A 20,270-nucleotide genomic window follows, 5' to 3' on the forward strand; every position below is an offset into this window, starting at 1 on the left:
ACCTGGAGTGGAGATCAACCGGTTCATTTTAACAAGGCCAACCTTTAAGGACTTTTTCAGTGGCCTCGAACAGGTCTTCCTTTTTTTTTGAATAAGAAAGTATAAAATTCACCTCGAGATTATCCAGCTCCAGCGATTGTCGGGGCTGACCAAGGGTTTGCGCTTTTCGCAGACAAAAAAGCAATAAATTTTCCTGCTTTTGCATAAAAAAACAGCAAACCACTAATTATAACAAATGTGTTTTTTAACGGCTGTTTTTCCGATAGCGCAGTTCTATTTTTGTACAGGCTGTCATAGAAATGGAAAGGGAGTAAAAAGTTAAGGAGGAAGGAAATGCAGGATTATCTAAAGCGTTTGCTCATTGCCGGGTTAATGGGACTCTGTATCAGCTTGCTGTTTCTTGGCGGAAAACACACTAAGGCAGAAACGCTCGATATACCAGAGTTAACTTCAGATTGGGTATGGCCGGCCGGAGGAGTCATTACCGACCTGTATGGAACACGACATGGCCATCATAAAGGAATTGATATTGCAGGAGGCTTGAAAACTCCGATACATAGTGTGGATAACGGTATTGTGACAAAATCCTATTATTCAGGTTCATACGGTCATGTAGTATTCATTAAGCACGAAAATAACTTGGAGACTGTTTATGCACATTTGAATAACAGGATGGTTAAGGAAGGACAGGAAGTTAAGCAGGGAGATGTTATCGGCCTTATGGGCAATACGGGAGATTCCTCCGGTGTTCATCTGCATTTTGAAATGCATAAGGAAAAATGGACTTACGAAAAAGAAAATGCTGTTGATCCCGTTTTAGCATTAGGAAACACCGCTGTCGGCGAGCCTGTTGAGGCGATGGCGTTGGCGAGGGCAAAAGAATCTACAATGGAAACAGTCGGCAAGCTACAGTTGCCAGCAGAAATTGCGATAAATCAGCAGGATAGTTGGAAAGCTGAATCGAATGATAATTTGCAACAGAAATTACCGGAAGTCAGTCAGCGGCAGCCTGAAATAAAGCATATAGTTAAAGCTGGAGAAACGCTTTGGTCGCTCGCGAAAATGAATGATACGACGGTAGAGGTAATCAAGCAAAGCAATCAGCTCAATAGCGACCAAATAGCCAGCGGAGTGGTGTTAGTCATACCAAAGCCTATTGAAAATAAGTATATCGTCGTCTCCGGAGACACTTTGATCTCGATCGCCAGGAAGACCAATACTACAGTCAATCAGCTAAAAGCATGGAATAACTTACAAACAGACACCATCCAGCCGCAGCAAGTATTGGACACCCGTTAAGCAATTTCTTGTTCCTGTGATCACTTGAAAGTATAATAGGGAAAAGAGTCACAGGGAGGAATGGGAACAATGCTGACGGATTATCATAATCATTTGGAAAGAGGTACATTAGCGCTAGATTATTTGAAACAGTTTACCGATGCAGCAAGCATAAATGGAATACAGCATTTTGGGATTTCAGAGCATGCATATCATTTTTATCAAACATCTGATATTTTGCGAAATAAATGGGTAGATGAACGAAGGTTCTATGATATGGCCGATTATGTCCGTCTATTTGAAGAAGCCTGGAGGAATGAAATAGACGTGAAGATGTCGATTGAGATGGATTATACCCCCGGAAGACATGCGGAATTGGGGCATTTTATCAGAAGCTATGATTTTGACTATGTGATCGGATCGATTCATTGGATTGGAGACTTTGGAATTGATCTCGCGGAGTACCGAAAAGAATGGGATAAAAGGGATGTAAAGGAAGTATACCGAAAGTACTTTGACCAGGTCGTTACCCTGGCTCAGTCCAATTTGTTTGATATTATTGGACATATTGATCTTGTAAAAATCTTTAACTATGTACCTGAAGAGGAAAGCTTTCTATTGGAGCAGTATGAAAGAGCGACAACGGCACTTGCACAATCAAAGACTTGCGTGGAAATTAGCACTGCTGGATTACGGAAACCTACTCAAACCTTGTATCCAGATAAAAGGCTGTTGCAAATGTGCTTTGATAAAAAAATTCCGATTGTATTGTCTTCAGATGCCCATGTCCCGGAACATGTTGGCGCTGATTTTGACCAGGCCCTTGAGCTTGCGAAAGAGGTTGGCTACAAAGAGGTCATGACTTTCTCAAAAGGTGAACGAAAAGCAGCTCCGCTCGGGTAAGGAAAAAACAGGCCTCTCATTCAATTCGAGGCCTGTTTTCTATCATGAAAGAGTAATGGTATTGATTGTAACGATATCTTGCAGCGACTCAAGCTTGGTGAGCATTTCATCGGAAAGTGGCTTGTCAAAGGATAGGACCATTATGGCTTCGCCGCCGGCTTCCTTTCTGCCAACCTGCATGGTTGCGATGTTCACATCATGGTCGCCAAGTATCCTTCCTACATTTCCAATCACACCTGGACGGTCCATATGCTGAATATACAGCAAATTTCCTGATGGATGAAAATCAATATTAAAGCCATCGAGGCTGACTATCCTCGGGCCATAGTGATCAATATAGGTTCCTCTCGCTGTAAAAGCTTCTCCGTCGCCGCTTGCAGTGACGGTCACTGTGTTGGCATAACCGAATGAATTACCTGTTACCTTTTCTCCGACCATGATTCCACGTTCTTTCGCGATATGGATCGCATTCACTTCGTTCACTTTCACCTCAATTCGGTTTTCAAAAAAACCTGCCAGAAGTGCTTTCGTCAAATAGGATGTTTCCAGTTCTGCTGCAGTTCCTGAATAGGTGGCTGTCAATTCATTGACACCTTTGTTATGGCATTCCGAGACGATTTTGCCCATTTGCTTTGCCAGCTGGTGGAAGGGCTGTATTTTTTCATAGATATCTTTAGACATAGCTGGTAGATTAATCGAGTTGGCAACAGGTTTATTTTCAAAAAAGGACCTGATTTCCGTGGCTACCTGTGTTGCGACATTCAGCTGTGCCTCTCTTGTCGAAGCACCGAGGTGCGGAGTGACAATAACGGAATCAAGCGAGAGCAAAGGATGGTCTCCTGGAGGTTCGACTTTGAAAACGTCTAAGGCTGCCCCGGCTACGTGGCCAATTTCAATAAAATGAGCGAGGGCCATCTCATCAATGATTCCGCCTCTGGCGCAATTTAGGAGATACACGCCTTTCTTCGTCTTGCTCAAGGTCCTTTCGTTAAGAAGCCCATTTGTTTCTTTCGTCAATGGTGTGTGGACGGAGATAATATCCGCTTCTTGAAGAACGTTGTCGAAGGTGGATAGCTGGACGCCTAACACCTCAGCTCGTTCGGTCGTTAAGAATGGATCGTACACTTTAACCGACATCCCAAAAGCCTTTGCCCTTTTGGCAAGCTCCGATCCAATCCTTCCTAAGCCAACGATTCCTAGCATTTTGCCGTAAAGTTCATTTCCGATGAACTGATTTCTGTTCCATTGCCCACTCTTTACATTAGCGTGCGCCTGCGGGATATTCCTCATCAATGCTGCCATCATCGCAAAAGTATGCTCAGCAGTGGAAATCGTATTTCCATCAGGAGCATTAACGACGACGATTCCTCGTTTTGTCGCAGCTGTGATGTCGATATTATCGACCCCGACACCTGCCCGACCGACGATTTTTAGAGAAGGCATGGAGTCGAGCAGTTCGGCCGTTACCTTGGTCGCACTTCTTACCAATAACGCATCCACTTTTTCTAAACTGACGAGTCCGGAATCAATTCCCCCTGAATATACTTGTGCCTGCTTCCACTCCAGCAATGGCTGTAAGCCTTGTTCCTTGATTGAATCAGCAGCTAACACCTGAAACATAGTAGATCACTCCTTATGTAAATAAAAACAATTTTCAGATCATTTTACAAGACGAATATTCTTTTGTCAAATGGTCCGAATGTTCATGAATAGTATGTAAACGCTATCAATTCAAACAGTTCTTATAAGCTATCCCGGAAAATTTCCGAATTTTTGAAGATCATGAGTTTAGCTTCCACAGTGAAGAAAAGGTGCTTTAAAGACATAAAACCGTCACAAGCAAACACCTTCACAAGTATTCTTTTTTTCAGTATAATAAACATGTAAATGAATATGGTCTATCTTCGGGGCAGGGTGAAATTCCCGATCGGCGGTAATAAGGTTAATTCTTTAAGCCCGCGAGCCTTTGTGGCAGGATTTGGTGCGATTCCAAAGCCGACAGTAAAGTCTGGATGGGAGAAGATGGAGGTTCTGCAGGCGTTCAAAAATTGCAGGTTTGAACGGCTATTAAGCATGCCTTAGTCGTCATTCCCTCAAGAATAAAACTTGGGGGATTTTATGTGACAAATGGTATGTGTGCATGAATCTTTCTTCCTTATGTGAGATGGATCTCTAAGGAGAGAGGAAAATGAAAAATCTTAGTGTAAAAGCAATGGTTTCAATTGGAATGTTGAGCAGTATAGCTTATGTATTAATGCTGCTAAATTTTCCGCTACCGCCGTTTCCAAAATTTTTGATGGTCGATTTCAGCGATCTACCTGCATTGATTGCTGCGTTGATATTCGGCCCAGCTGCAGGTATTTTAGTAGAACTTATAAAGAATATTCTTGATTATTTCATGACAGGCAGTGAAACTGGAGTGCCAGTAGGCCACGCCGCCAACTTTGTAGCAGGAGTTTTATTCATACTGCCAACTTATTATATATATCAGCGAATGAAAACGAAAAAAGGCATGACATTTGCCTTAGTGTCAGGGTCAGTAAGCATGGCGATTTTCATGAGTGTCCTTAATTACTATGTATTCCTGCCCGCCTACACCTTATTTTTGAATATGCCGGCAATGTCAGGTCCAGAAACAAAACAGTTTATTGTGGCTGGGATCCTGCCCTTTAACTTTGTGAAAGGCGTACTGATGTCTGTTGTCTTCATGCTAATGTTTGCAAGAATGAAAACGTGGATGGAGAGACAGCAAAACTATAAAAGTGCCTAATTGTCTAAAAAGAAAAAGCGACGGCCTGCACCGTTGCTTTTTCGCTGTTTAATGATCATTATTTAAAAAAAATTCCCGCTTACTAAGCGGGAATTTATGTAAGGATTTATTCAAACTTCGTTGCGTCTCCGTTAAATGGTTCATCTGCCACTTTTATTGAGTCAGTTGGGCAGCCTTCAAATGCATCCATCATGTCATCGATTAATACGTCTGGAATTTCAACGATGCCTTCGTTGTCATCAAGTGTTACGAAAGCGATGCCTTCGTCGTCGTAATCATAGATATCAGGAGCAGCCGCACCGCAAGCTCCACATGCAATACAAGTTTCTTTGTCAACGATTGTGTACTTAGCCATGATATAATTCCTCCCAAGTGTTTAACAAAATAATATGCTAATCTTCACTGATTTCAGTGAAAACGTATTCCTCAATCCTATTGTAAAACTGTATCGCCAACATTTCAATAAAAAAAGTTTTGAGAATGTTTATCAGATAAGTTTTTGCAAGAATGAAACGCTGAAAATAAAACATTCTGCCTGTCATTTTCATGTTAAAATAATGGTATATTATTTTCCTGCTATAGCAGGAAGGGAATTTTTTTCTGTTTCCGTAAAGGATTTATTAGCATTACAGTACAAGGGTGATCGCATGGGGTTAACCTATTTAGAGTCGGTTGTTTTGTCAATATTGAAAAGGATCAATGGCGAGAGAACGATCTATGCCCTGCTACATCTTTTACAAGGGAAACGGTCCTCGCAAACGATCCAGGATGCCCATCTATATAAACTTACTCCGTATTTTTCTACCTATCCCACAGTCAGCCGCTCTCGGCTGGAAAAAATGATGGAAAGCCTGAAGCGCGGAGGATTAGTTGAGGAGATAGCAGAAGGAAAAGTCCTATTAACATCCAGAGGAGAAGAGAAGCTTAGACTGCATTTAGCTAAATGTCCACTTCCTGAATTTTTAAATGGCTGGAAGTACCATCAAGTAACCGAGTCTTTCTGGGAAAGGTTGACTCTCCTTGTTCAGGTGAGTTCAAATTTGATCCATCAAGAACGTTCCTATATCCCCATCCGTAATAAGCAAGAAACGCTTAGCTGGGTGAAGCAATTTATTAAACAGCAAAGCGGGGATCGTTATACTCTTGCTGAAAGGCTGTATGAGGAACTGATTTCCGCTTTGGAGAATAGTGCAATCAAACCGGAATTGGTCATAATAAGGTTGACTGGCTTCAAAAAAATTGGTTTGACGCTCTCGCAAGCCTCTGAACAGATCGGGATGGAACCGACTCATTATCACTATGAGTTTCTGAACTGTTTGCATTTCATGTTTAACAAAATACTCGATGTTCCATCTGCATATCCCCTTCTTGACGGCTTATTAAATAAGGCAGAACGTTTGGAGCCATTGACCCTCTCTGCAAAAAAAACATACAAATTGCTCCAGCTGGGTTATAGTGCGGATGAGGTTGCCGCAGTCAGGAATCTTAAGCAAGGCACAATCGAAGATCATATTGTCGAAATTGCGCTTATAAAAACGGAATTTGATATAGATTACTATGTACCAGCTAGCAAACAGGAGAGAATTTTGCTGGCAGCACAGCAGATTTCTGCGAAAAAATTAAAACAAATGAAAGAACGAGTGACGGATGCCTCCTATTTTGAAATCAGGCTTGTGCTCGCTAAATATGGTGATATCGAATGGAACTGAAACAGTATTTGGCCAAATATTTTCCTTTTCCTGATTTCCGACCTGGCCAGCATGAAACAATTGATGCGGTCATTGAGAAAAATCATACTATTTCCATGCTGCCGACAGGGACAGGAAAATCTCTGTGCTACCAATTGCCTGGGTACATCCTTGAAGGAGCTGTATTAGTCGTTTCGCCCCTTCTGTCGCTAATGCAGGACCAGGTGGAGCAAATAATGGCCATGGGTGAAAAAAGGGTGATTGCCTTGAATTCCTTCCTGTCTCCTCAGCAAAAGGCATTTGCGCTTCTAAACCTTGAAAACTATAAGTATATTTTCCTATCTCCGGAAATGCTGGGAATGGAGTCTGTGCAGGATCGGCTGAAGAGGCTGTCTGTGGCGCTGTTCGTTGTGGATGAGGCTCATTGTATCTCGCAGTGGGGGTATGACTTTAGGCCGGATTATCTTAAGCTAGGGGAATTCCGCAAGAAGCTTGGAAAACCGCTAACGCTTGCATTAACCGCAACTGCCACTGAGGAAGTTCGCAAAGATATCGCTGAGAAGCTTTATCTTGAGGAATGGAAGGAAGTAGTCTATTCCGTCGACCGTCCAGCGATTTCACTCGCACTGGAGCGTGTAGCTTCTTTCCGGGAAAAGCTGGAGAGGACACATGAGCTAGTGAATTTTTTTAAAGGACCTGGGATTATCTATTTTTCCAGTAAAAAAGTAGCTGAGCAAGCAGCTTCACAATTGAGGGAAAAAGGCACAAAGAAGGCAATGGCCTATCATGGGGGGCTTAATTCGGAAAGTCGTGTCCTAATCCAGCAACAGTTCATTAATGGACAGTTGGATGTCGTTTGTGCCACCAGTGCTTTTGGGATGGGCATCAATAAGGATAATGTGCGGTACGTCATTCATTTTCACATGCCTATGCAACTTGAGTCGTATCTTCAAGAAATTGGCAGAGCTGCAAGAGATGGATTGGATTCCATTGCCATTTTGCTCTATTCTCCAGGTGATGAGCAGCTGGCATACCAGCTTGCTGAAGCCGAGCTTCCAGATCAATACCAGGTGGAGAGATTGTTCGGCGTTCTAATGGAACAGCAAATTCCTTACGATGGTTTAAGTCAGCGAGCTGAAGAGTTATCGATGGTTTGCGGCTTCACTGAGATCCAATGGAGAATTATCATGGAGTACTTGTCTAATCTGGAGAGTCAAAATTATTTAGCAGATTCGGAAACTCTCATGCAATTGGTTGAAAACCGTATAGCTGTCAAAAAGCAGCAAATCCGGACAATGCTAGACTGGATTCAGACTCCAGGGTGCAAAAGGGAATTTATCTTGGAATCATTTAATGAAGAACTGGCAAATAAGCCCGCAAATTGCTGTAGCAGCTGTGGAATCAATAGGGAGCATTATAAAGAAACCAAGTCATCCATTGAACAGGAGGAAACTGTGATGGATTGGAAACATGACTTGGCTTCCATTTTATTAATAAGTGAGCGAATAGAATGAAAGATCGATATAAAGAAACGGTCGCAGGTCTTACTGAAAAGGAACTGCTGTTCCATCTGACAGCAACGCAAATTTTCCTATTAACGATTTCGGCTATTTTGGGAATGTTTTTGTTTGATAGCGTAAAGGAATTCAGGGGATTATTCGTGTGGGACGATCGAAATATCTTATTGTACGGATTAGGGGCAGGGGTAGCGGTCGTTTCGCTCGACGTCATCCTTATGAAATATTTACCGAAAGCATATTATGATGATGGTGGGTTAAACGAAAGAATTTTCAAGAATAGGAGTGTCCCAGAGATCATGTTGATCGCAGTGATCGTTGCTGCCAGTGAAGAGATTCTCTTTCGGGGAGTCATCCAGACAAATGCAGGTCTGATCGTTTCAAGCTTCGTTTTTGCAGTTATGCACTATCGTTATTTGTTCAATTGGTTTTTGTTTATGAATATTATTTTTTTGAGTTTCTTGATTGGCTATATTTATTTAATCACGAACAATCTGGCGGTGACCATCGTTATGCATTTTGTTATTGATTTTATCATAGGATTGATCATAAAATTCAAGGCTCATCCAGCAAATGGGGGAACAGAAAGTGAATAAGGAAAAACCGATCAGGGACCAGGCGGAACGGCTGAGAAAAAGGGTGGAACGCAAATCTGAGCGGAAAGCGGAGCAAAAGGATACATTGCCACCTAGAAGTGAGCTCCATCGACAAAAAAGCAAAAAAACGAAAGTGAAAGTGAAATACCCAGTGATCAGAATGATGGCATTGGTATTCATCCTGCTGCCGATTTCTTTTTTTAGTATCCTTTCCTATTTGGAAGGAAAGGAGAACCCATTAAAGAAAACGTTTGAGCGAGCAGGAGTGGAAATGATCACGGTTGAGCGAAAGGAAAACGGGACAAATAGAAAGCTCGAAAAAAAAGAGCTGGCACCAGTACTCAAAGATGATGCTGAACGTACGGAAGAAATTGGGCCAGTCACAGCAGCGCCTGCACCTTCAACAGCTTCTTCCGTTAACAGTGACAAGGACTCATCCGCCGCGTCTGCTTCTTCTAGCTTGGAGGCAGGAGAAACAATTCTCTATCATACTGTAAAACCGAGTGAAACCTTATTCAGAGTGGCAATGACCTATTATAAGTCTAAAGATGGGATCGAGATCATTCAGAAAGCAAACAATTTGGAGGGAAATGAAATTCGTACAGGACAAGTGCTGAAAATTCCGATAAAAAACTAACAATTTTTGATTGAACAACATATCTTCATGGACAAGGTCATAAAAATAGTAATAGGGGGGCTTGCCATGGAACAAGAAATTATCAATCTGGATGAGCGTACAGATCCTGCTACTAAACAAATGCTGCAAAATGTAATAGATCGGAAGAAAAAATTCGATCGATATACAGCAAGGCATCTTTTATCGGTATGGATTACAATAGGGTTGACCTCCATCTATTTTTTCTATCTTTATGTAACCGTGATACAGCCTTATTCATATTCCTTCGCAGAAATATTTTCAGCTTATGTCCAGAATTCTGCAAATCTATCTTTTCTTATTCTGACGGCGGGAACATATGGACTGATGGTTTTGCTGAAGGAGAAGCGGGAAAAAGCCGAGAAAGAGTACCAGGGCTTACGATGTGAAATCGTGGACCGCAGCAAGGATCTATGGAAGAAAGAGGAGGAATGGAAAAATCGGCATCTTGTTTTTGATATGATGAAAAAGAAATTTGATATCAATCTTTATCATGAGAATAAATAAGAAGCATCCAGTTTGGATGCTTCTGCTCTGCCTTAGAAAATTTTCTTTTTTCCCTGCTCTTCCTTCAAGATTTCTACCGCTTCCCGAAAACGCTGAGAATGGATGATTTCCCGTTCCCGAAGGAATCTTAACCCATCATTTAGATCAGGGTCATCGCTCAAATTTATGATCCACTGGTAAGTTGCTCTCGCCTTTTCTTCTGCTGCAATGTCTTCATATAGATCAGTGATAGGATCACCCTTTGCCTGTATATAGGTTGCTGTAAAAGGCACCCCCGCCGCATTATGATAAAATAAATCCTTGCCGTGATCTGCGTAATGGCCAGCCAAACCAGCTGCTTTTATTTGGTCAGGAGTAGCATCCTTCATCAATTTATAAACCATAGTAGCAATCATTTCCAAATGAGCAAATTCTTCGGTGCCAATATCAGTTAAGAGCCCAATTACCTTATCAGGAATCGTGTAGCGCTGGTTTAAGTATCGCAATGCTGCTGCCAGTTCTCCATCTGCCCCTCCGTATTGTTCAATCAAAAATTTTGCCAGCATTGGGTTACAAGCACTAACTTTTACAGGATATTGTAACTTTTTTTCATAAACCCACATTTCCCTTCCCCCCTTCTAAGTTAAGATTATATTTGCCAAGGCCATGGACCTTCTGCCCAATTCCAAGGGTAATCAGAATAGCTGTTGCCATATTGCTGGAGAGGGCCGTACATGCTTTCAACGACCCTTTTTAATCTTCGTCTTTCTTTCGCGAACTGGTTAAACTGATTGATGGATGGATAATCTTCGGGATGGGTATCCAGATACAGAGTGAGCTCAACAAGAACAAAATCAACCGCCTGAAGTTCTTCCATCGCCGCATAAAATTCCTTCGGCAATTGTTTCATGATTGATCCTCCTCCGTTGAAACCTCATATGGTGAATACCACGGATCATAGAAAACTTTCCATAATGTTCCAATTTTTAACGCTTCCATTGGTGTAAACTGTTCAAGATTTGGTGGCTGGTAGCCAAGAAAAAGACTCGGTGGTGTCGAATACGCTTTCGCCTTAATGGGCGGACACGGATCGAAGGGACTGACATATGGGTACCAAACTCTTCTGTGTGATGACAATTTAAGTCCTCCTCTATCTAAACTTCATTTCATTTTATGAACAAAATTTTATTTCATGTTAAATTTATCTTGTAAAGAAGGGATTTTTCTAGAAATGTAGAAATAGAAGGTAAAGCAGTATTTTTGAATTTGGGGTGAATCGAATGTTTGTGAAAAGTATTATGATACCGAAGTACAAATGTATAACAGCACAAGTCGGAGATAGATTGCAGGACGTGCTTGAAAAGCTGGACGGAAACGAAATAGATGGTGTTCCAGTTTTAGATGGAGACAAATATGCTGGTGTTGTCACAAGGTTTGGCATTTATCGGGAATACTTCAAAAATGGTCAAGAAAAGGGCGACTTCCTTAAAGAGAAGGTGGCAAGGGATATTCTATGTCTTCAGGATCAAATCCTTCACGGCATTGAGTTTTTTGAAAGCACACTGGTTAAGTTAAAGGATATCCCACTTCTGGCGGTAGTCGATGAAAATGGAAAATTTCAGGGAGCGGTAACTCGTTCAGATGTACTGGACCAATTCCAGAGTGCATTTGGAGTGCATAGAGAGGGTGTCAGAATCGCCTTTACCTCTGTTGAAACTGCAGGAAGAATCGCCAGACTGGCTGATATTGCCCACCAATTCCATGAAGACATTATCTCATTGGTCACTTTTGACGAGACAGACAAGCTTGTACGTCGGATCGTCATGAAAATTGAAAAGAAAGATAATATTGCCAAGTTTATCAAAAAGCTAGAGGACTCCGGTTTCCGGGTGCTCGACATCCATGAAGTGTAATTTTCAAAACAGAAATAAAATAATGACCTTTCATACACATAGGTGTGGAAGGTTTTTTTCTGCTTGAAGAAGGTCAGTCTAGTCAAGGATTTTTTTCGTTTTTTTCTGAATTATTAGGGATGGCAGAACAGCTTTTCTTTTTCGTTTTCGGTTTGCGTTATGGTATGATGTCATTTAGCCCACCTGAAAACATAGAAATGGGTCAGTTGTAGTTATTGCAGGAGGAAGAGATGGAGATTGTTTACATTCTAATTGGGATGCTGCTGCTTGGCTGCCTCCTTCTACTATATATGTATAGACAGGCATTTCAGGACAGAGTTTTAAGGGACGAAATTCGATTGAAGGATTTTCCTGCAAGCTTTGGTACCGTGAAAATTTTTTTTATTTCAGATATCCATAAGCGTATTGTTTCAGATTCCATCATCAATGAAGTGAAAGGTGAGGTCGATTTCGTCATCATTGGAGGGGATCTTGCGGAAAAAGGGGTTCCTTTGGAAAGGGTTTCCGCCAATCTTGAGAAGCTGAGACAAGTCGGTCCTGTATTTTTTGTTTGGGGGAACAATGATTATGAATTCAATTCCCATGAACTTGACTCTTTATTGTATCATACAGGGATAAAGGTGCTGGACAATACTGCAGTTAAATTTGAGTCAGCAAAAGGCGACGTCCTATATCTTTTAGGAATAGATGATCTCGGGCTTGGGAAAAGCAGACTCGATTTAGCAGTGAGGGATGCTGAGGAAGAAGGGTTTCGCATTCTTGTAAGCCATAATCCGGCGATTGTCAACCGTTTAAAGCCGGATGACAAAATCAGTCTTGTATTGAGCGGACATACCCATGGAGGTCAAATCAGAATCTTTGGTTTTGGTCCTTATGAACTGGGTGGCATAAAAAAGAAAAAAGGCGCAACCGTTCTGACAAGTAATGGATATGGAACAACAGGGGTTCCGTTCAGGCTGGGAGCAAAGGCTGAAACCCATCTGATTACATTGGCCCCTAAAAGCGAATCTGGCAGCTGAGTATGAATTTTGGAACAAACAGTAGCGTAAACAAGGGCGAAGTGGGAAAAATGGTTGAAAAGCATATCGACACATGGAAATAACTCACCAACCTGCAATATTTTCATAAACTAAAATAAGAGCTTTGTCGATGGCAGGGGGCATGATTTATGCGCTTAGAACGATTAACCACCAATAAAATTAAGATTTTCCTTACGGTTGATGACTTATCCGACCGGGGATTGACCAAAGAAGATATTTGGAAGGATTCTTTGAAATGGCATCAGCTTTTTCACGATATGCTGGAGGAGGCAAGTGAGGAATTCGATTTGGATATCATCGGATCAGTTGCAGTCGAAATTTTCTCTTTGCATGCTCAAGGAATGGTTATGATCATTACAATGATGGAACAGGATGAAGATGAAGAACTGTTTGATGATGGGATCATTGAAATGCAAGTAACGGTTGATGGAAGGGAAGAGATTTTGTTTCAGTTCGAGGATATCGAGGACGTGATCCATCTGGCCAAGAGATTGAAGCATGCTGGAATTGCCGGAGGCAGCCTGCACTATATGAATGATCAGTACTATCTGCATATGAATGGTATTTTACCTGAACAGGCAGAGAAGACGGTGGCTTTATTGGCTGAATTTGGAGTATCCTCTTTTTTAAGCATTCATAGATTGCTTGAATATGGAAAGGAAATTATCGAGGAAAACGCAGTCGAAACTCTCGTCCATTATTTTGAAAAAGATGGATAGAGCTTCGGCTTTTTTCCTGCTTAAAATGATACTGGAGGTTCAGTGATAATTCATGAGTTCTAACGCTAATTAACGGGAATGATAGCGTTTTCTTAAAATGGTCAAAAAATGCTGAAAACGGTTTTTTTCTTCTTGCATAAAAAACCCAAAGGTGTATACTAATCCATGAAAGCAGACAACATCCGCAAAAGTGATTTAGGAGGTTTATCGATGGTAGCCGCAAACAGTAATGAAAATCAACATACAGAAGACAAAAATGACGTCTTACGATCTACACAAACTGTTATCCACAAGGCTTTGGAAAAACTCGGATACCCAGAAGAGGTTTATGAGCTTTTAAAAGAGCCGCTCAGGATGTTGACAGTGAAAATCCCCATTAGAATGGATGACGGATCTGTTAAAATTTTTACTGGCTACCGGGCACAGCACAATGATGCAGTGGGTCCAACAAAGGGAGGAATACGTTTCCATCCGAACGTAACAGAGACAGAAGTAAAAGCCTTATCAATCTGGATGAGTTTAAAATGTGGCATCGTTGATCTGCCTTATGGCGGAGGGAAAGGCGGGATTGTTTGTGATCCTCGTGATATGTCTTTCAGGGAACTGGAAAGATTAAGCCGAGGTTATGTTCGAGCGATCAGCCAGATCGTTGGTCCAACGAAGGATATCCCCGCACCAGATGTTTTTACGAACTCGCAGATTATGGCTTGGATGATGGATGAATATAGTCGTATAGATGAATTTAACTCTCCAGGATTCATTACAGGAAAGCCGCTGGTACTCGGTGGATCACATGGTCGTGAATCGGCAACTGCCAAAGGCGTCACGATTTGTATCCGTGAAGCTGCAAAAAAAAGAGATATCGAAATAGAAGGAGCAAGAGTGGTCATTCAGGGATTTGGAAATGCGGGTAGCTACTTAGCAAAATTTATGCATGATGCCGGGGCGAAGATCATCGGTATTTCGGATGCTTATGGCGGCCTTCATGATCCGGATGGACTGGACATTGATTACTTGCTTGACCGTCGAGACAGCTTCGGCACAGTAACTAAATTATTCCATGACACCATAACAAACCAAGAATTGTTGGAACTTGATTGTGATATCCTCGTTCCAGCTGCGATAGAAAACCAAATTACAGAAGAAAACGCCCGAAATGTCAGAGCAAGCATCGTCGTAGAGGCTGCTAATGGACCAACGACATTGGAAGCAACTCAAATCCTAACGGAACGAGGAATCCTGCTTGTACCTGATGTTCTTGCCTCAGCTGGCGGCGTAACAGTGTCCTACTTTGAATGGGTCCAGAATAACCAGGGGTATTACTGGTCAGAAGAGGAAGTCGAAGAGAAACTTGAAAAGGTAATGGTAAGGTCCTTTGACAGCATCTATGAGACGGCTCAGACACGAAGAGTAGACATGCGCCTGGCTGCTTATATGGTCGGAGTTAGAAAAATGGCAGAAGCAAGCAGATTTAGGGGCTGGATTTAATAAATTTTTTCAGGGAAAGGGTTCTTTATTGAATCTAAAGATAAAATCTCCTATCATTTAATGATGGGAGATTTTTTTGATAAGGGGAGTGGTTCCAAAATATGAATAACGAAGATGTCATCATTATCGGCGGAGGCCCGTGCGGACTTGCTGCCGCTATTGCCCTGATAAAGAAGGGAAGAAATCCGCTTATCATTGAAAAGGGAAATATCGTAAATGCGATCTATCACTATCCGACCCATCAAACATTTTTCAGCAGCAGTGAAAAGCTGGAAATTGGAGATGTGCCATTCATAACTGAGAATCTCAAACCAAAACGAAACCAGGCGCTTGTCTATTACCGTGAAGTGGTCAAGCGTGAAAAGCTGAGAATCCATAAGTACGAAAGAGTGACGGATGTTATCAACAAAGGCAAGCTGCTTTTTCATGTGACAACAACGAAGCAGCAATACACAGCAGAAAATATCGTCATCGCAACCGGGTATTACGACCATCCAAATCTCATGGCGGTCCCTGGTGAAGAGTTGTCCAAGGTTTCCCATTATTTCAAGGAAGCACATCCTTTCTTTGATATGGATGTCGTTGTCATTGGGGGGAAAAACTCGAGCATTGATGCTGCCATCGAACTGGAGAAGGCCGGAGCACGTGTGACCGTTCTTTATAGGGGAGCTGCCTATTCCTCTAGCATCAAACCATGGGTTTTGCCAGAATTTGAAGCGCTTGTAAGAGCGGGGTCAGTCAAGATGATCTTTGACGCTAACGTGAAAGAGATCACTGACAGTGCCGTCGTTTACCAAAATGAAGGAAAAACGCTGAGTTTGAAAAATGATCATGTTTTTGCGATGACTGGTTACCGGCCAGGCCATGCATTCCTTCGAAAAATCGGTGTAAACATCGATGAAGAAACTGGTCGGCCGCATTTTGATCCAGAAACAATGGAAACAAATGTACCAGGCGTATATATAGCAGGTGTGATCGCAGCTGGGAACAATGCAAATGAGATCTTCATCGAGAATGGGCGATTCCATGGCGCTCAGATTGCAGAAGCAATTGACAATCAGAATCGCTGTTAATGGAATCTTGAAAGGGTTGTAAAAGGCGCTTGCAAAAAACTAAAAACTGAACATCTCGGCTATTTCTTCCATTTTGTCCGTGTTTGCAAGCGCTACAAGCAATTTAAGTCGTGCTTTCTGCCCATTGAGACCGTTGGAGAAAATGACGCCCATTTCTTTTAAATGTTTTCCTCCACCTTTATAGCCGTATACATCCTGGGCGATCCCGGCATAACTTCGGGATACAATCACAACCGGTATATTATTCGCGATGAACTGGTTCAAACCATCTAATGCAGCCGGAGGGAGGTTTCCTTGCCCGAGGGCTTCGATAACGATTCCATCCACTTTTAGATCGAGAATCGCATTCAAAAGAGTGGAGTCCATCCCTGCATGCGCCTTGATTAGGTAGACGTTTTTGTTGATGTCCTGCACATCGTAGCTTTCATGTTTAGTAGGGGTGTGATGGAAAAGGACCCCTCTTTTGGTCACGATGCCTAGCGGTCCATACTGCGGACTTTGAAAAGTGGAGATATTGCTTGTATGCGTTTTGGTAACATTCACTGCTGTGTGAATTTCATCATTAAGAACTACGAGCACACCTTGTCGTGTTGCCTCAGGACTGGAAGCAACCCTGATGGAGGAAATAAGATTATAAAGGCCATCAGAACCTATTTCATTGCTTGAACGCATTGCGCCTGTTACAACAATCGGAAAGTCTGCTTGGCATGTCAGATCCAAAAAGTATGCTGTTTCTTCGAGTGTATCTGTTCCGTGGGTGATCACCGCTCCGTCGATGTCTCCTTTTCTGCCATATTCTTCAAGGATGAATTTTAAGCGCATCATCTCTTTTGGAGTGATATGCGGTGAGGGCAAATGAAAAGGTTCTTCGATGATGAGGTTGGCAATGCTTGACAGATGTTCAGTACCTTGTGTTAAGGGATTATTTCTGCCAGGTTTCACTGCGCCGGTTGTATCCTCGCTCATGGAAATGGTTCCGCCTGTGTGGATCAGTAAAATATTTTTCTTCAAAACGATTCCCTCCGAAAAGACCAATGAGAAAGAATAATAATCCATTTTCTTTCCTCTCATTACATGATACGATGAAAAAAACAAATTGAAAAGAGGACAGCATAATGCTTGGAATAGTTACTGCCGGAATTGCTCCGGGTCTTGCGCTGTTAAGCTACTTTTATCTGAAAGACCAATATGACTCTGAACCGATAGCGCTCGTGTTTAAAATGTTTATATTTGGTGCATTGTTAGTATTTCCGCTTATGTTCATTCAATATGTTCTTGCTGCAGAAGGACTTTTCCAAGGGAACTTTTTCAAAGCGTTTGGCACAGTTGGCCTTTTAGAGGAATTTTTCAAGTGGTTTATCCTTTTCTATATTATTTTTCAGCATATTGCTTTTGATGAACCGTACGATGGGATTATTTACAGTGTATCTGTGTCGCTTGGGTTCGCAACTGCAGAAAATATTTTCTACTTGCTTGCCAATGGCCTCCATTATGCAATAGGGAGAGCATTGCTGCCAGTCTCAAGCCACGCACTTTTCGGAGTCATCATGGGGTATTATATTGGGAAAGCGAAATTTGCTTCCGTTCTACAAAGGAAATGGTTGTTTCTTTCCTTATCCATTCCCGTTCTGCTTCATGGGACATATGATTTTATCCTGATGACGAGAGAAGACTGGATGATTCTGATGATCCCGTTTATGATTTTCCTTTGGTGGCTTGGCTTGATGAAAGTAAAAAAGGCAAGGGTGCTGTCGCTACAGTATATGAACAAACAATTTCCTATCTAAAAACTCTTCCATTTATACAAAATGGAAGAGTTTTTTTGTTTTGTGGAATAAAAGTTAACTCTTAACAAAAAATAGGAGTAATCTTTTAAGTTCACATCTTGGAGGTTGGCAAATCAATGAAGAATAATCGGTCTATCTTAAAATTGGCGACCGCCTTGGCTTTGATTTTAACTTTAGTGCAAGTTAACGAGGTTGATCAACGAGCAGAAGCATTTACGAACCAGGTGCTGCAGCAAGGAGCAGTAGGAGAGGATGTCATCGAACTTCAGTCACGACTTAAGCATATTGGCTTTTATAGTGGCAAAATTGACGGAGTTTTTGGCTGGGGCACCTATTGGGCTCTCCGAAATTTTCAATATGAGTTTGGCATGAAGGTCGACGGTATCGCAGGATGGCAGACTAAAATAAAACTGGCAAATGCGACGCCAAACGCTAAGATTGCTTGGGGAGGCGAAACGGCTGGTGGTGGAGGTGGAGGTGGTCAAAACCAGACCGCATCAAAACCAGCCGCGACGAACACACCGAAAGGTTTTTCCCAGAATGACGTTCAGCTTATGGCCAACGCAGTATACGGGGAATCAAGAGGGGAACCGTATACGGGGCAGGTTGCAGTTGCAGCAGTCATTTTGAACAGACTGGAGAGTGCCACTTTTCCGAATACAGTTTCAGGGGTCATCTTTGAACCGCGGGCTTTTACTGCTGTTGCGGATGGACAGATCTGGCTGACGCCAAATGAGACGGCGAAAAAGGCAGTCCTCGATGCAATTAATGGATGGGATCCAACTGGAAATGCCTTGTACTACTTCAATCCTGAGACTGCGACCAGTGCATGGATTTGGTCTCGTCCGCAAATCAAGCAGATTGGGAAACATATTTTTTGCAAATAGAGGTGAGTAAAAATGCTAAGAGGAATAGCGATAGCAATACTCGTAATTGGGATTGTCGGCACTGCATTTTGGGGTTATCAGGAGCATAGGGAAAAAACAGCCGTACTGATTAATGCGGAAAATAACTATCAAAGGGCTTTTCATGATCTGACCTATCAAATGGACATACTGAATGATAAAATTGGCACAACCTTGGCGATGAATTCTAGGGGCTCCTTGTCCCCTCAGTTAGCAGAAGTTTGGAAAATCACTTCAGAGGCTCATAGTGATGTCGGGCAACTACCACTGACTCTGCTGCCTTTTAATAAAACGGAAGAGTTTCTTGCGAATATTGGGAACTTCAGCTATAAAGCGGCTGTTCGTGATCTTGATAAGGAGCCGTTGAGTGATAAAGAATATGAAACCTTAAAAACTCTATATGAGCAATCGGGTGAAATTCAGCAAGATTTAAGAGAGGTACAGCATATGGTACTGAAAAATAATCTTCGCTGGATGGATGTCGAGCTCGCGCTTGCTACCGAAAAGGGGCAATCAGATAATACCATTATTGATGGATTTAAGACAGTCGAAAAGACAGTCGAAGGGTATTCTGAAACGGATTTTGGCCCGGCGCAAATCAATCTTCAAAAAAAAGATGAAAACTTTAAAAAGTTACCTGGTAAAACCATTTCAAAAGATGAGGCAGTCCAGATCACTCGGAAATATGTTCCTGTCGGCAATGCTGGTCATGTGAAGGTTACCGAAAGTGGAAAGGGATCGGATTATGGTTTTTACAGCGTTTCGATAGAGGATCCAAAAACAAAGCTTGAGGCTAATATGGATATCACGAAAAAAGGAGGGTATCCAATCTGGTTTTTACTAAACCGTGATGTAAAGGAGCGTAAACTGAGTTTGAATGATGCATCCAACAAGGCGATCACCTTCTTGAAGGAGCATAAGTTTGCGAATCTGGACCTGTTTGAAAGTGCTCAATATGATAATATCGGCGTTTTTACCTTTGTCGGTGTTCAAGATCAGGTCAGAATCTATCCTGATGCGATTAATTTGAAGATTGCCCTGGATAACGGGGATATCATTGGCTTTTCAGCTGAGAATTATTTGAAATCCAATAAAGCAAGGGAAATTCCGCAGCCAGCAATTACGAATGAAGAGGCAAAGAAAAAGGTAAATCCAAAACTGAAAATAATGGATGAGAAAAAAGCCGTCATCATGAATGATCTCAATGAAGAGGTACTATGTTACGAATTTACAGGTACCCTCGGAAAAGATACTTTCAGAATCTACATCAATGCGGAAGATGGGACAGAAGAAATGGTTGAAAAGCTTCATAATGCAGAACCCGTTTATGAAGATGTCGTTTAGGGAAAGCAAGATGCTTTCCCTTTTTTTTAAAGAATAAGAAAGTATAAAATTCACTTTGAGAATTGTCTAGCTCCAGCGCCTAGCCCCTCGAGTCGCTTGTCTAGTGTC

At 42.0% G+C, this 20,270-nt stretch carries 22 protein-coding genes and 1 riboswitch; of the genes, 16 read left to right on the plus strand and 6 right to left on the minus strand.

Annotated elements, in window-relative coordinates; genetic code table 11:
• Positions 1-333 precede the first annotated feature (333 nt).
• Both UB32_RS19565 and UB32_RS14610 read left to right on the plus strand, forming a co-directional pair.
• Positions 334-1,299 carry a M23 family metallopeptidase gene (locus UB32_RS19565; protein WP_044394887.1) on the plus strand — a complete coding sequence of 322 codons (966 nt, stop codon included), beginning with the start codon at positions 334-336 and terminating at the stop codon, positions 1,297-1,299.
• Positions 1,300-1,368: 69 nt separating this feature from the next.
• Positions 1,369-2,181 carry a histidinol-phosphatase gene (locus UB32_RS14610; protein WP_044394889.1) on the plus strand — a complete coding sequence of 271 codons (813 nt, stop codon included), beginning with the start codon at positions 1,369-1,371 and terminating at the stop codon, positions 2,179-2,181.
• Positions 2,182-2,223: 42 nt separating this feature from the next.
• Here UB32_RS14610 and serA read toward each other — a convergent pair whose 3' ends face one another.
• The gene (gene serA, locus UB32_RS14615; protein WP_044394891.1) at positions 2,224-3,801 is read right to left on the minus strand and encodes a phosphoglycerate dehydrogenase; all 1,578 of its coding nucleotides are present in this window, start codon (positions 3,799-3,801) and stop codon (positions 2,224-2,226) included.
• A 276-nt stretch (positions 3,802-4,077) separates the two neighbouring features.
• Positions 4,078-4,209: riboswitch (FMN riboswitch) on the plus strand.
• A 160-nt stretch (positions 4,210-4,369) separates the two neighbouring features.
• Here serA and UB32_RS14625 point away from each other — a divergent pair.
• Positions 4,370-4,951, plus strand: coding sequence for an ECF transporter S component (locus UB32_RS14625; protein WP_044394895.1), 582 nt, complete (start codon positions 4,370-4,372; stop codon positions 4,949-4,951).
• A gap of 106 nt (positions 4,952-5,057) precedes the next feature.
• On the opposite strand, the gene UB32_RS14630 is transcribed toward UB32_RS14625, so the two are convergent.
• Positions 5,058-5,306: a ferredoxin gene (locus UB32_RS14630; RefSeq protein WP_042457981.1), complete on the minus strand. Its 249-nt coding sequence runs from the start codon at positions 5,304-5,306 to the stop codon at positions 5,058-5,060.
• Positions 5,307-5,598: 292 nt separating this feature from the next.
• Between UB32_RS14630 and UB32_RS14635 the strand changes: the two genes are divergently transcribed.
• The 5 genes from UB32_RS14635 to UB32_RS14655 all read left to right on the plus strand — a co-directional run bounded on the left by UB32_RS14635 (position 5,599) and on the right by UB32_RS14655 (position 9,914).
• Positions 5,599-6,660: a helix-turn-helix domain-containing protein gene (locus tag UB32_RS14635; RefSeq protein ID WP_044394934.1), complete on the plus strand. Its 1,062-nt coding sequence runs from the start codon at positions 5,599-5,601 to the stop codon at positions 6,658-6,660.
• Entirely contained in the window at positions 6,651-8,153 is a 1,503-nt protein-coding gene (locus UB32_RS14640; protein ID WP_044394901.1) for a RecQ family ATP-dependent DNA helicase, read from the plus strand. The genes UB32_RS14635 and UB32_RS14640 overlap by 10 nt, the downstream gene beginning before the upstream one ends.
• A complete protein-coding gene (locus tag UB32_RS14645) occupies positions 8,150-8,752 on the plus strand; it encodes a CPBP family intramembrane glutamic endopeptidase (RefSeq protein ID WP_044394903.1) in 603 nt (200 codons plus the stop codon). Before UB32_RS14640 ends, UB32_RS14645 begins: the two co-directional genes overlap by 4 nt.
• Entirely contained in the window at positions 8,745-9,389 is a 645-nt protein-coding gene (locus UB32_RS14650) for a LysM peptidoglycan-binding domain-containing protein (RefSeq protein ID WP_044394905.1), read from the plus strand. Before UB32_RS14645 ends, UB32_RS14650 begins: the two co-directional genes overlap by 8 nt.
• A gap of 66 nt (positions 9,390-9,455) precedes the next feature.
• The gene (locus UB32_RS14655) at positions 9,456-9,914 is read left to right on the plus strand and encodes a YpbF family protein (protein ID WP_044394908.1); all 459 of its coding nucleotides are present in this window, start codon (positions 9,456-9,458) and stop codon (positions 9,912-9,914) included.
• Positions 9,915-9,946: 32 nt separating this feature from the next.
• On the opposite strand, the gene UB32_RS14660 is transcribed toward UB32_RS14655, so the two are convergent.
• From UB32_RS14660 to UB32_RS14670, 3 genes are read right to left on the minus strand one after another with little or no spacing between them, the layout of a single operon-like run.
• Positions 9,947-10,516, minus strand: coding sequence for a manganese catalase family protein (locus tag UB32_RS14660; RefSeq protein ID WP_044394910.1), 570 nt, complete (start codon positions 10,514-10,516; stop codon positions 9,947-9,949).
• 26 nt (positions 10,517-10,542) lie between these two features.
• Positions 10,543-10,803, minus strand: coding sequence for a spore coat protein CotJB (locus UB32_RS14665; protein WP_044394912.1), 261 nt, complete (start codon positions 10,801-10,803; stop codon positions 10,543-10,545).
• Positions 10,800-11,030 carry a spore coat associated protein CotJA gene (locus UB32_RS14670; protein WP_044394914.1) on the minus strand — a complete coding sequence of 77 codons (231 nt, stop codon included), beginning with the start codon at positions 11,028-11,030 and terminating at the stop codon, positions 10,800-10,802. The genes UB32_RS14665 and UB32_RS14670 overlap by 4 nt, the downstream gene beginning before the upstream one ends.
• A gap of 143 nt (positions 11,031-11,173) precedes the next feature.
• Between UB32_RS14670 and UB32_RS14675 the strand changes: the two genes are divergently transcribed.
• From UB32_RS14675 to UB32_RS14695, 5 genes are all read left to right on the plus strand, one after another.
• Entirely contained in the window at positions 11,174-11,806 is a 633-nt protein-coding gene (locus tag UB32_RS14675) for a CBS domain-containing protein (RefSeq protein WP_044394916.1), read from the plus strand.
• A 230-nt stretch (positions 11,807-12,036) separates the two neighbouring features.
• Complete coding sequence (locus tag UB32_RS14680; RefSeq protein ID WP_044394918.1) at positions 12,037-12,825, plus strand: metallophosphoesterase; 789 nt, start codon at positions 12,037-12,039, stop codon at positions 12,823-12,825.
• A 149-nt stretch (positions 12,826-12,974) separates the two neighbouring features.
• On the plus strand, positions 12,975-13,565 hold the full coding sequence (locus tag UB32_RS14685) for a genetic competence negative regulator (protein ID WP_044394920.1): 591 nt from the start codon (positions 12,975-12,977) through the stop codon (positions 13,563-13,565).
• A 210-nt stretch (positions 13,566-13,775) separates the two neighbouring features.
• The gene (locus UB32_RS14690; RefSeq protein ID WP_044394922.1) at positions 13,776-15,053 is read left to right on the plus strand and encodes a Glu/Leu/Phe/Val family dehydrogenase; all 1,278 of its coding nucleotides are present in this window, start codon (positions 13,776-13,778) and stop codon (positions 15,051-15,053) included.
• A gap of 101 nt (positions 15,054-15,154) precedes the next feature.
• Complete coding sequence (locus UB32_RS14695; protein ID WP_044394924.1) at positions 15,155-16,126, plus strand: YpdA family putative bacillithiol disulfide reductase; 972 nt, start codon at positions 15,155-15,157, stop codon at positions 16,124-16,126.
• 39 nt (positions 16,127-16,165) lie between these two features.
• Here UB32_RS14695 and UB32_RS14700 read toward each other — a convergent pair whose 3' ends face one another.
• Complete coding sequence (locus tag UB32_RS14700; protein WP_431305975.1) at positions 16,166-17,137, minus strand: asparaginase; 972 nt, start codon at positions 17,135-17,137, stop codon at positions 16,166-16,168.
• 104 nt (positions 17,138-17,241) lie between these two features.
• Between UB32_RS14700 and prsW the strand changes: the two genes are divergently transcribed.
• From prsW to ypeB, 3 genes are all read left to right on the plus strand, one after another.
• Positions 17,242-17,913, plus strand: a complete 672-nt coding sequence (gene prsW / locus UB32_RS14705; RefSeq protein WP_044394928.1) for a glutamic-type intramembrane protease PrsW — start codon at positions 17,242-17,244, stop codon at positions 17,911-17,913.
• Positions 17,914-18,029: 116 nt separating this feature from the next.
• Positions 18,030-18,800: a spore cortex-lytic enzyme gene (gene sleB, locus UB32_RS14710; protein WP_044394930.1), complete on the plus strand. Its 771-nt coding sequence runs from the start codon at positions 18,030-18,032 to the stop codon at positions 18,798-18,800.
• Between the two features lie 12 nt (positions 18,801-18,812).
• Positions 18,813-20,162 (plus strand): germination protein YpeB, encoded by a 1,350-nt coding sequence (ypeB, locus tag UB32_RS14715; RefSeq protein WP_044394932.1) that lies wholly within the window; start codon positions 18,813-18,815, stop codon positions 20,160-20,162.
• The last annotated feature ends 108 nt before the right edge of the window (positions 20,163-20,270 follow it).

The sequence above is a fragment of the Mesobacillus subterraneus genome (assembly GCF_000934845.1).
Classification (GTDB): Bacteria; Bacillota; Bacilli; order Bacillales; family Cytobacillaceae; genus Mesobacillus; species Mesobacillus stamsii.

What these genes read in the sequence shown, in the direction of transcription:
- UB32_RS19565 (WP_044394887.1), top strand. Translation starts at nt 334, where the DNA reads ATGCAGGATTATCTAAAGCGTTTGCTCATTGCCGGGTTAATGGGACTC.
- UB32_RS14610 (WP_044394889.1), top strand. Translation starts at nt 1,369, where the DNA reads ATGCTGACGGATTATCATAATCATTTGGAAAGAGGTACATTAGCGCTA.
- serA (WP_044394891.1), bottom strand. Translation starts at nt 3,801, where the DNA reads ATGTTTCAGGTGTTAGCTGCTGATTCAATCAAGGAACAAGGCTTACAG.
- UB32_RS14625 (WP_044394895.1), top strand. Translation starts at nt 4,370, where the DNA reads ATGAAAAATCTTAGTGTAAAAGCAATGGTTTCAATTGGAATGTTGAGC.
- UB32_RS14630 (WP_042457981.1), bottom strand. Translation starts at nt 5,306, where the DNA reads ATGGCTAAGTACACAATCGTTGACAAAGAAACTTGTATTGCATGTGGA.
- UB32_RS14635 (WP_044394934.1), top strand. Translation starts at nt 5,599, where the DNA reads ATGGGGTTAACCTATTTAGAGTCGGTTGTTTTGTCAATATTGAAAAGG.
- UB32_RS14640 (WP_044394901.1), top strand. Translation starts at nt 6,651, where the DNA reads ATGGAACTGAAACAGTATTTGGCCAAATATTTTCCTTTTCCTGATTTC.
- UB32_RS14645 (WP_044394903.1), top strand. Translation starts at nt 8,150, where the DNA reads ATGAAAGATCGATATAAAGAAACGGTCGCAGGTCTTACTGAAAAGGAA.
- UB32_RS14655 (WP_044394908.1), top strand. Translation starts at nt 9,456, where the DNA reads ATGGAACAAGAAATTATCAATCTGGATGAGCGTACAGATCCTGCTACT.
- UB32_RS14660 (WP_044394910.1), bottom strand. Translation starts at nt 10,516, where the DNA reads ATGTGGGTTTATGAAAAAAAGTTACAATATCCTGTAAAAGTTAGTGCT.
- UB32_RS14665 (WP_044394912.1), bottom strand. Translation starts at nt 10,803, where the DNA reads ATGAAACAATTGCCGAAGGAATTTTATGCGGCGATGGAAGAACTTCAG.
- UB32_RS14675 (WP_044394916.1), top strand. Translation starts at nt 11,174, where the DNA reads ATGTTTGTGAAAAGTATTATGATACCGAAGTACAAATGTATAACAGCA.
- UB32_RS14680 (WP_044394918.1), top strand. Translation starts at nt 12,037, where the DNA reads ATGGAGATTGTTTACATTCTAATTGGGATGCTGCTGCTTGGCTGCCTC.
- UB32_RS14685 (WP_044394920.1), top strand. Translation starts at nt 12,975, where the DNA reads ATGCGCTTAGAACGATTAACCACCAATAAAATTAAGATTTTCCTTACG.
- UB32_RS14690 (WP_044394922.1), top strand. Translation starts at nt 13,776, where the DNA reads ATGGTAGCCGCAAACAGTAATGAAAATCAACATACAGAAGACAAAAAT.
- UB32_RS14695 (WP_044394924.1), top strand. Translation starts at nt 15,155, where the DNA reads ATGAATAACGAAGATGTCATCATTATCGGCGGAGGCCCGTGCGGACTT.
- prsW (WP_044394928.1), top strand. Translation starts at nt 17,242, where the DNA reads ATGCTTGGAATAGTTACTGCCGGAATTGCTCCGGGTCTTGCGCTGTTA.
- sleB (WP_044394930.1), top strand. Translation starts at nt 18,030, where the DNA reads ATGAAGAATAATCGGTCTATCTTAAAATTGGCGACCGCCTTGGCTTTG.
- ypeB (WP_044394932.1), top strand. Translation starts at nt 18,813, where the DNA reads ATGCTAAGAGGAATAGCGATAGCAATACTCGTAATTGGGATTGTCGGC.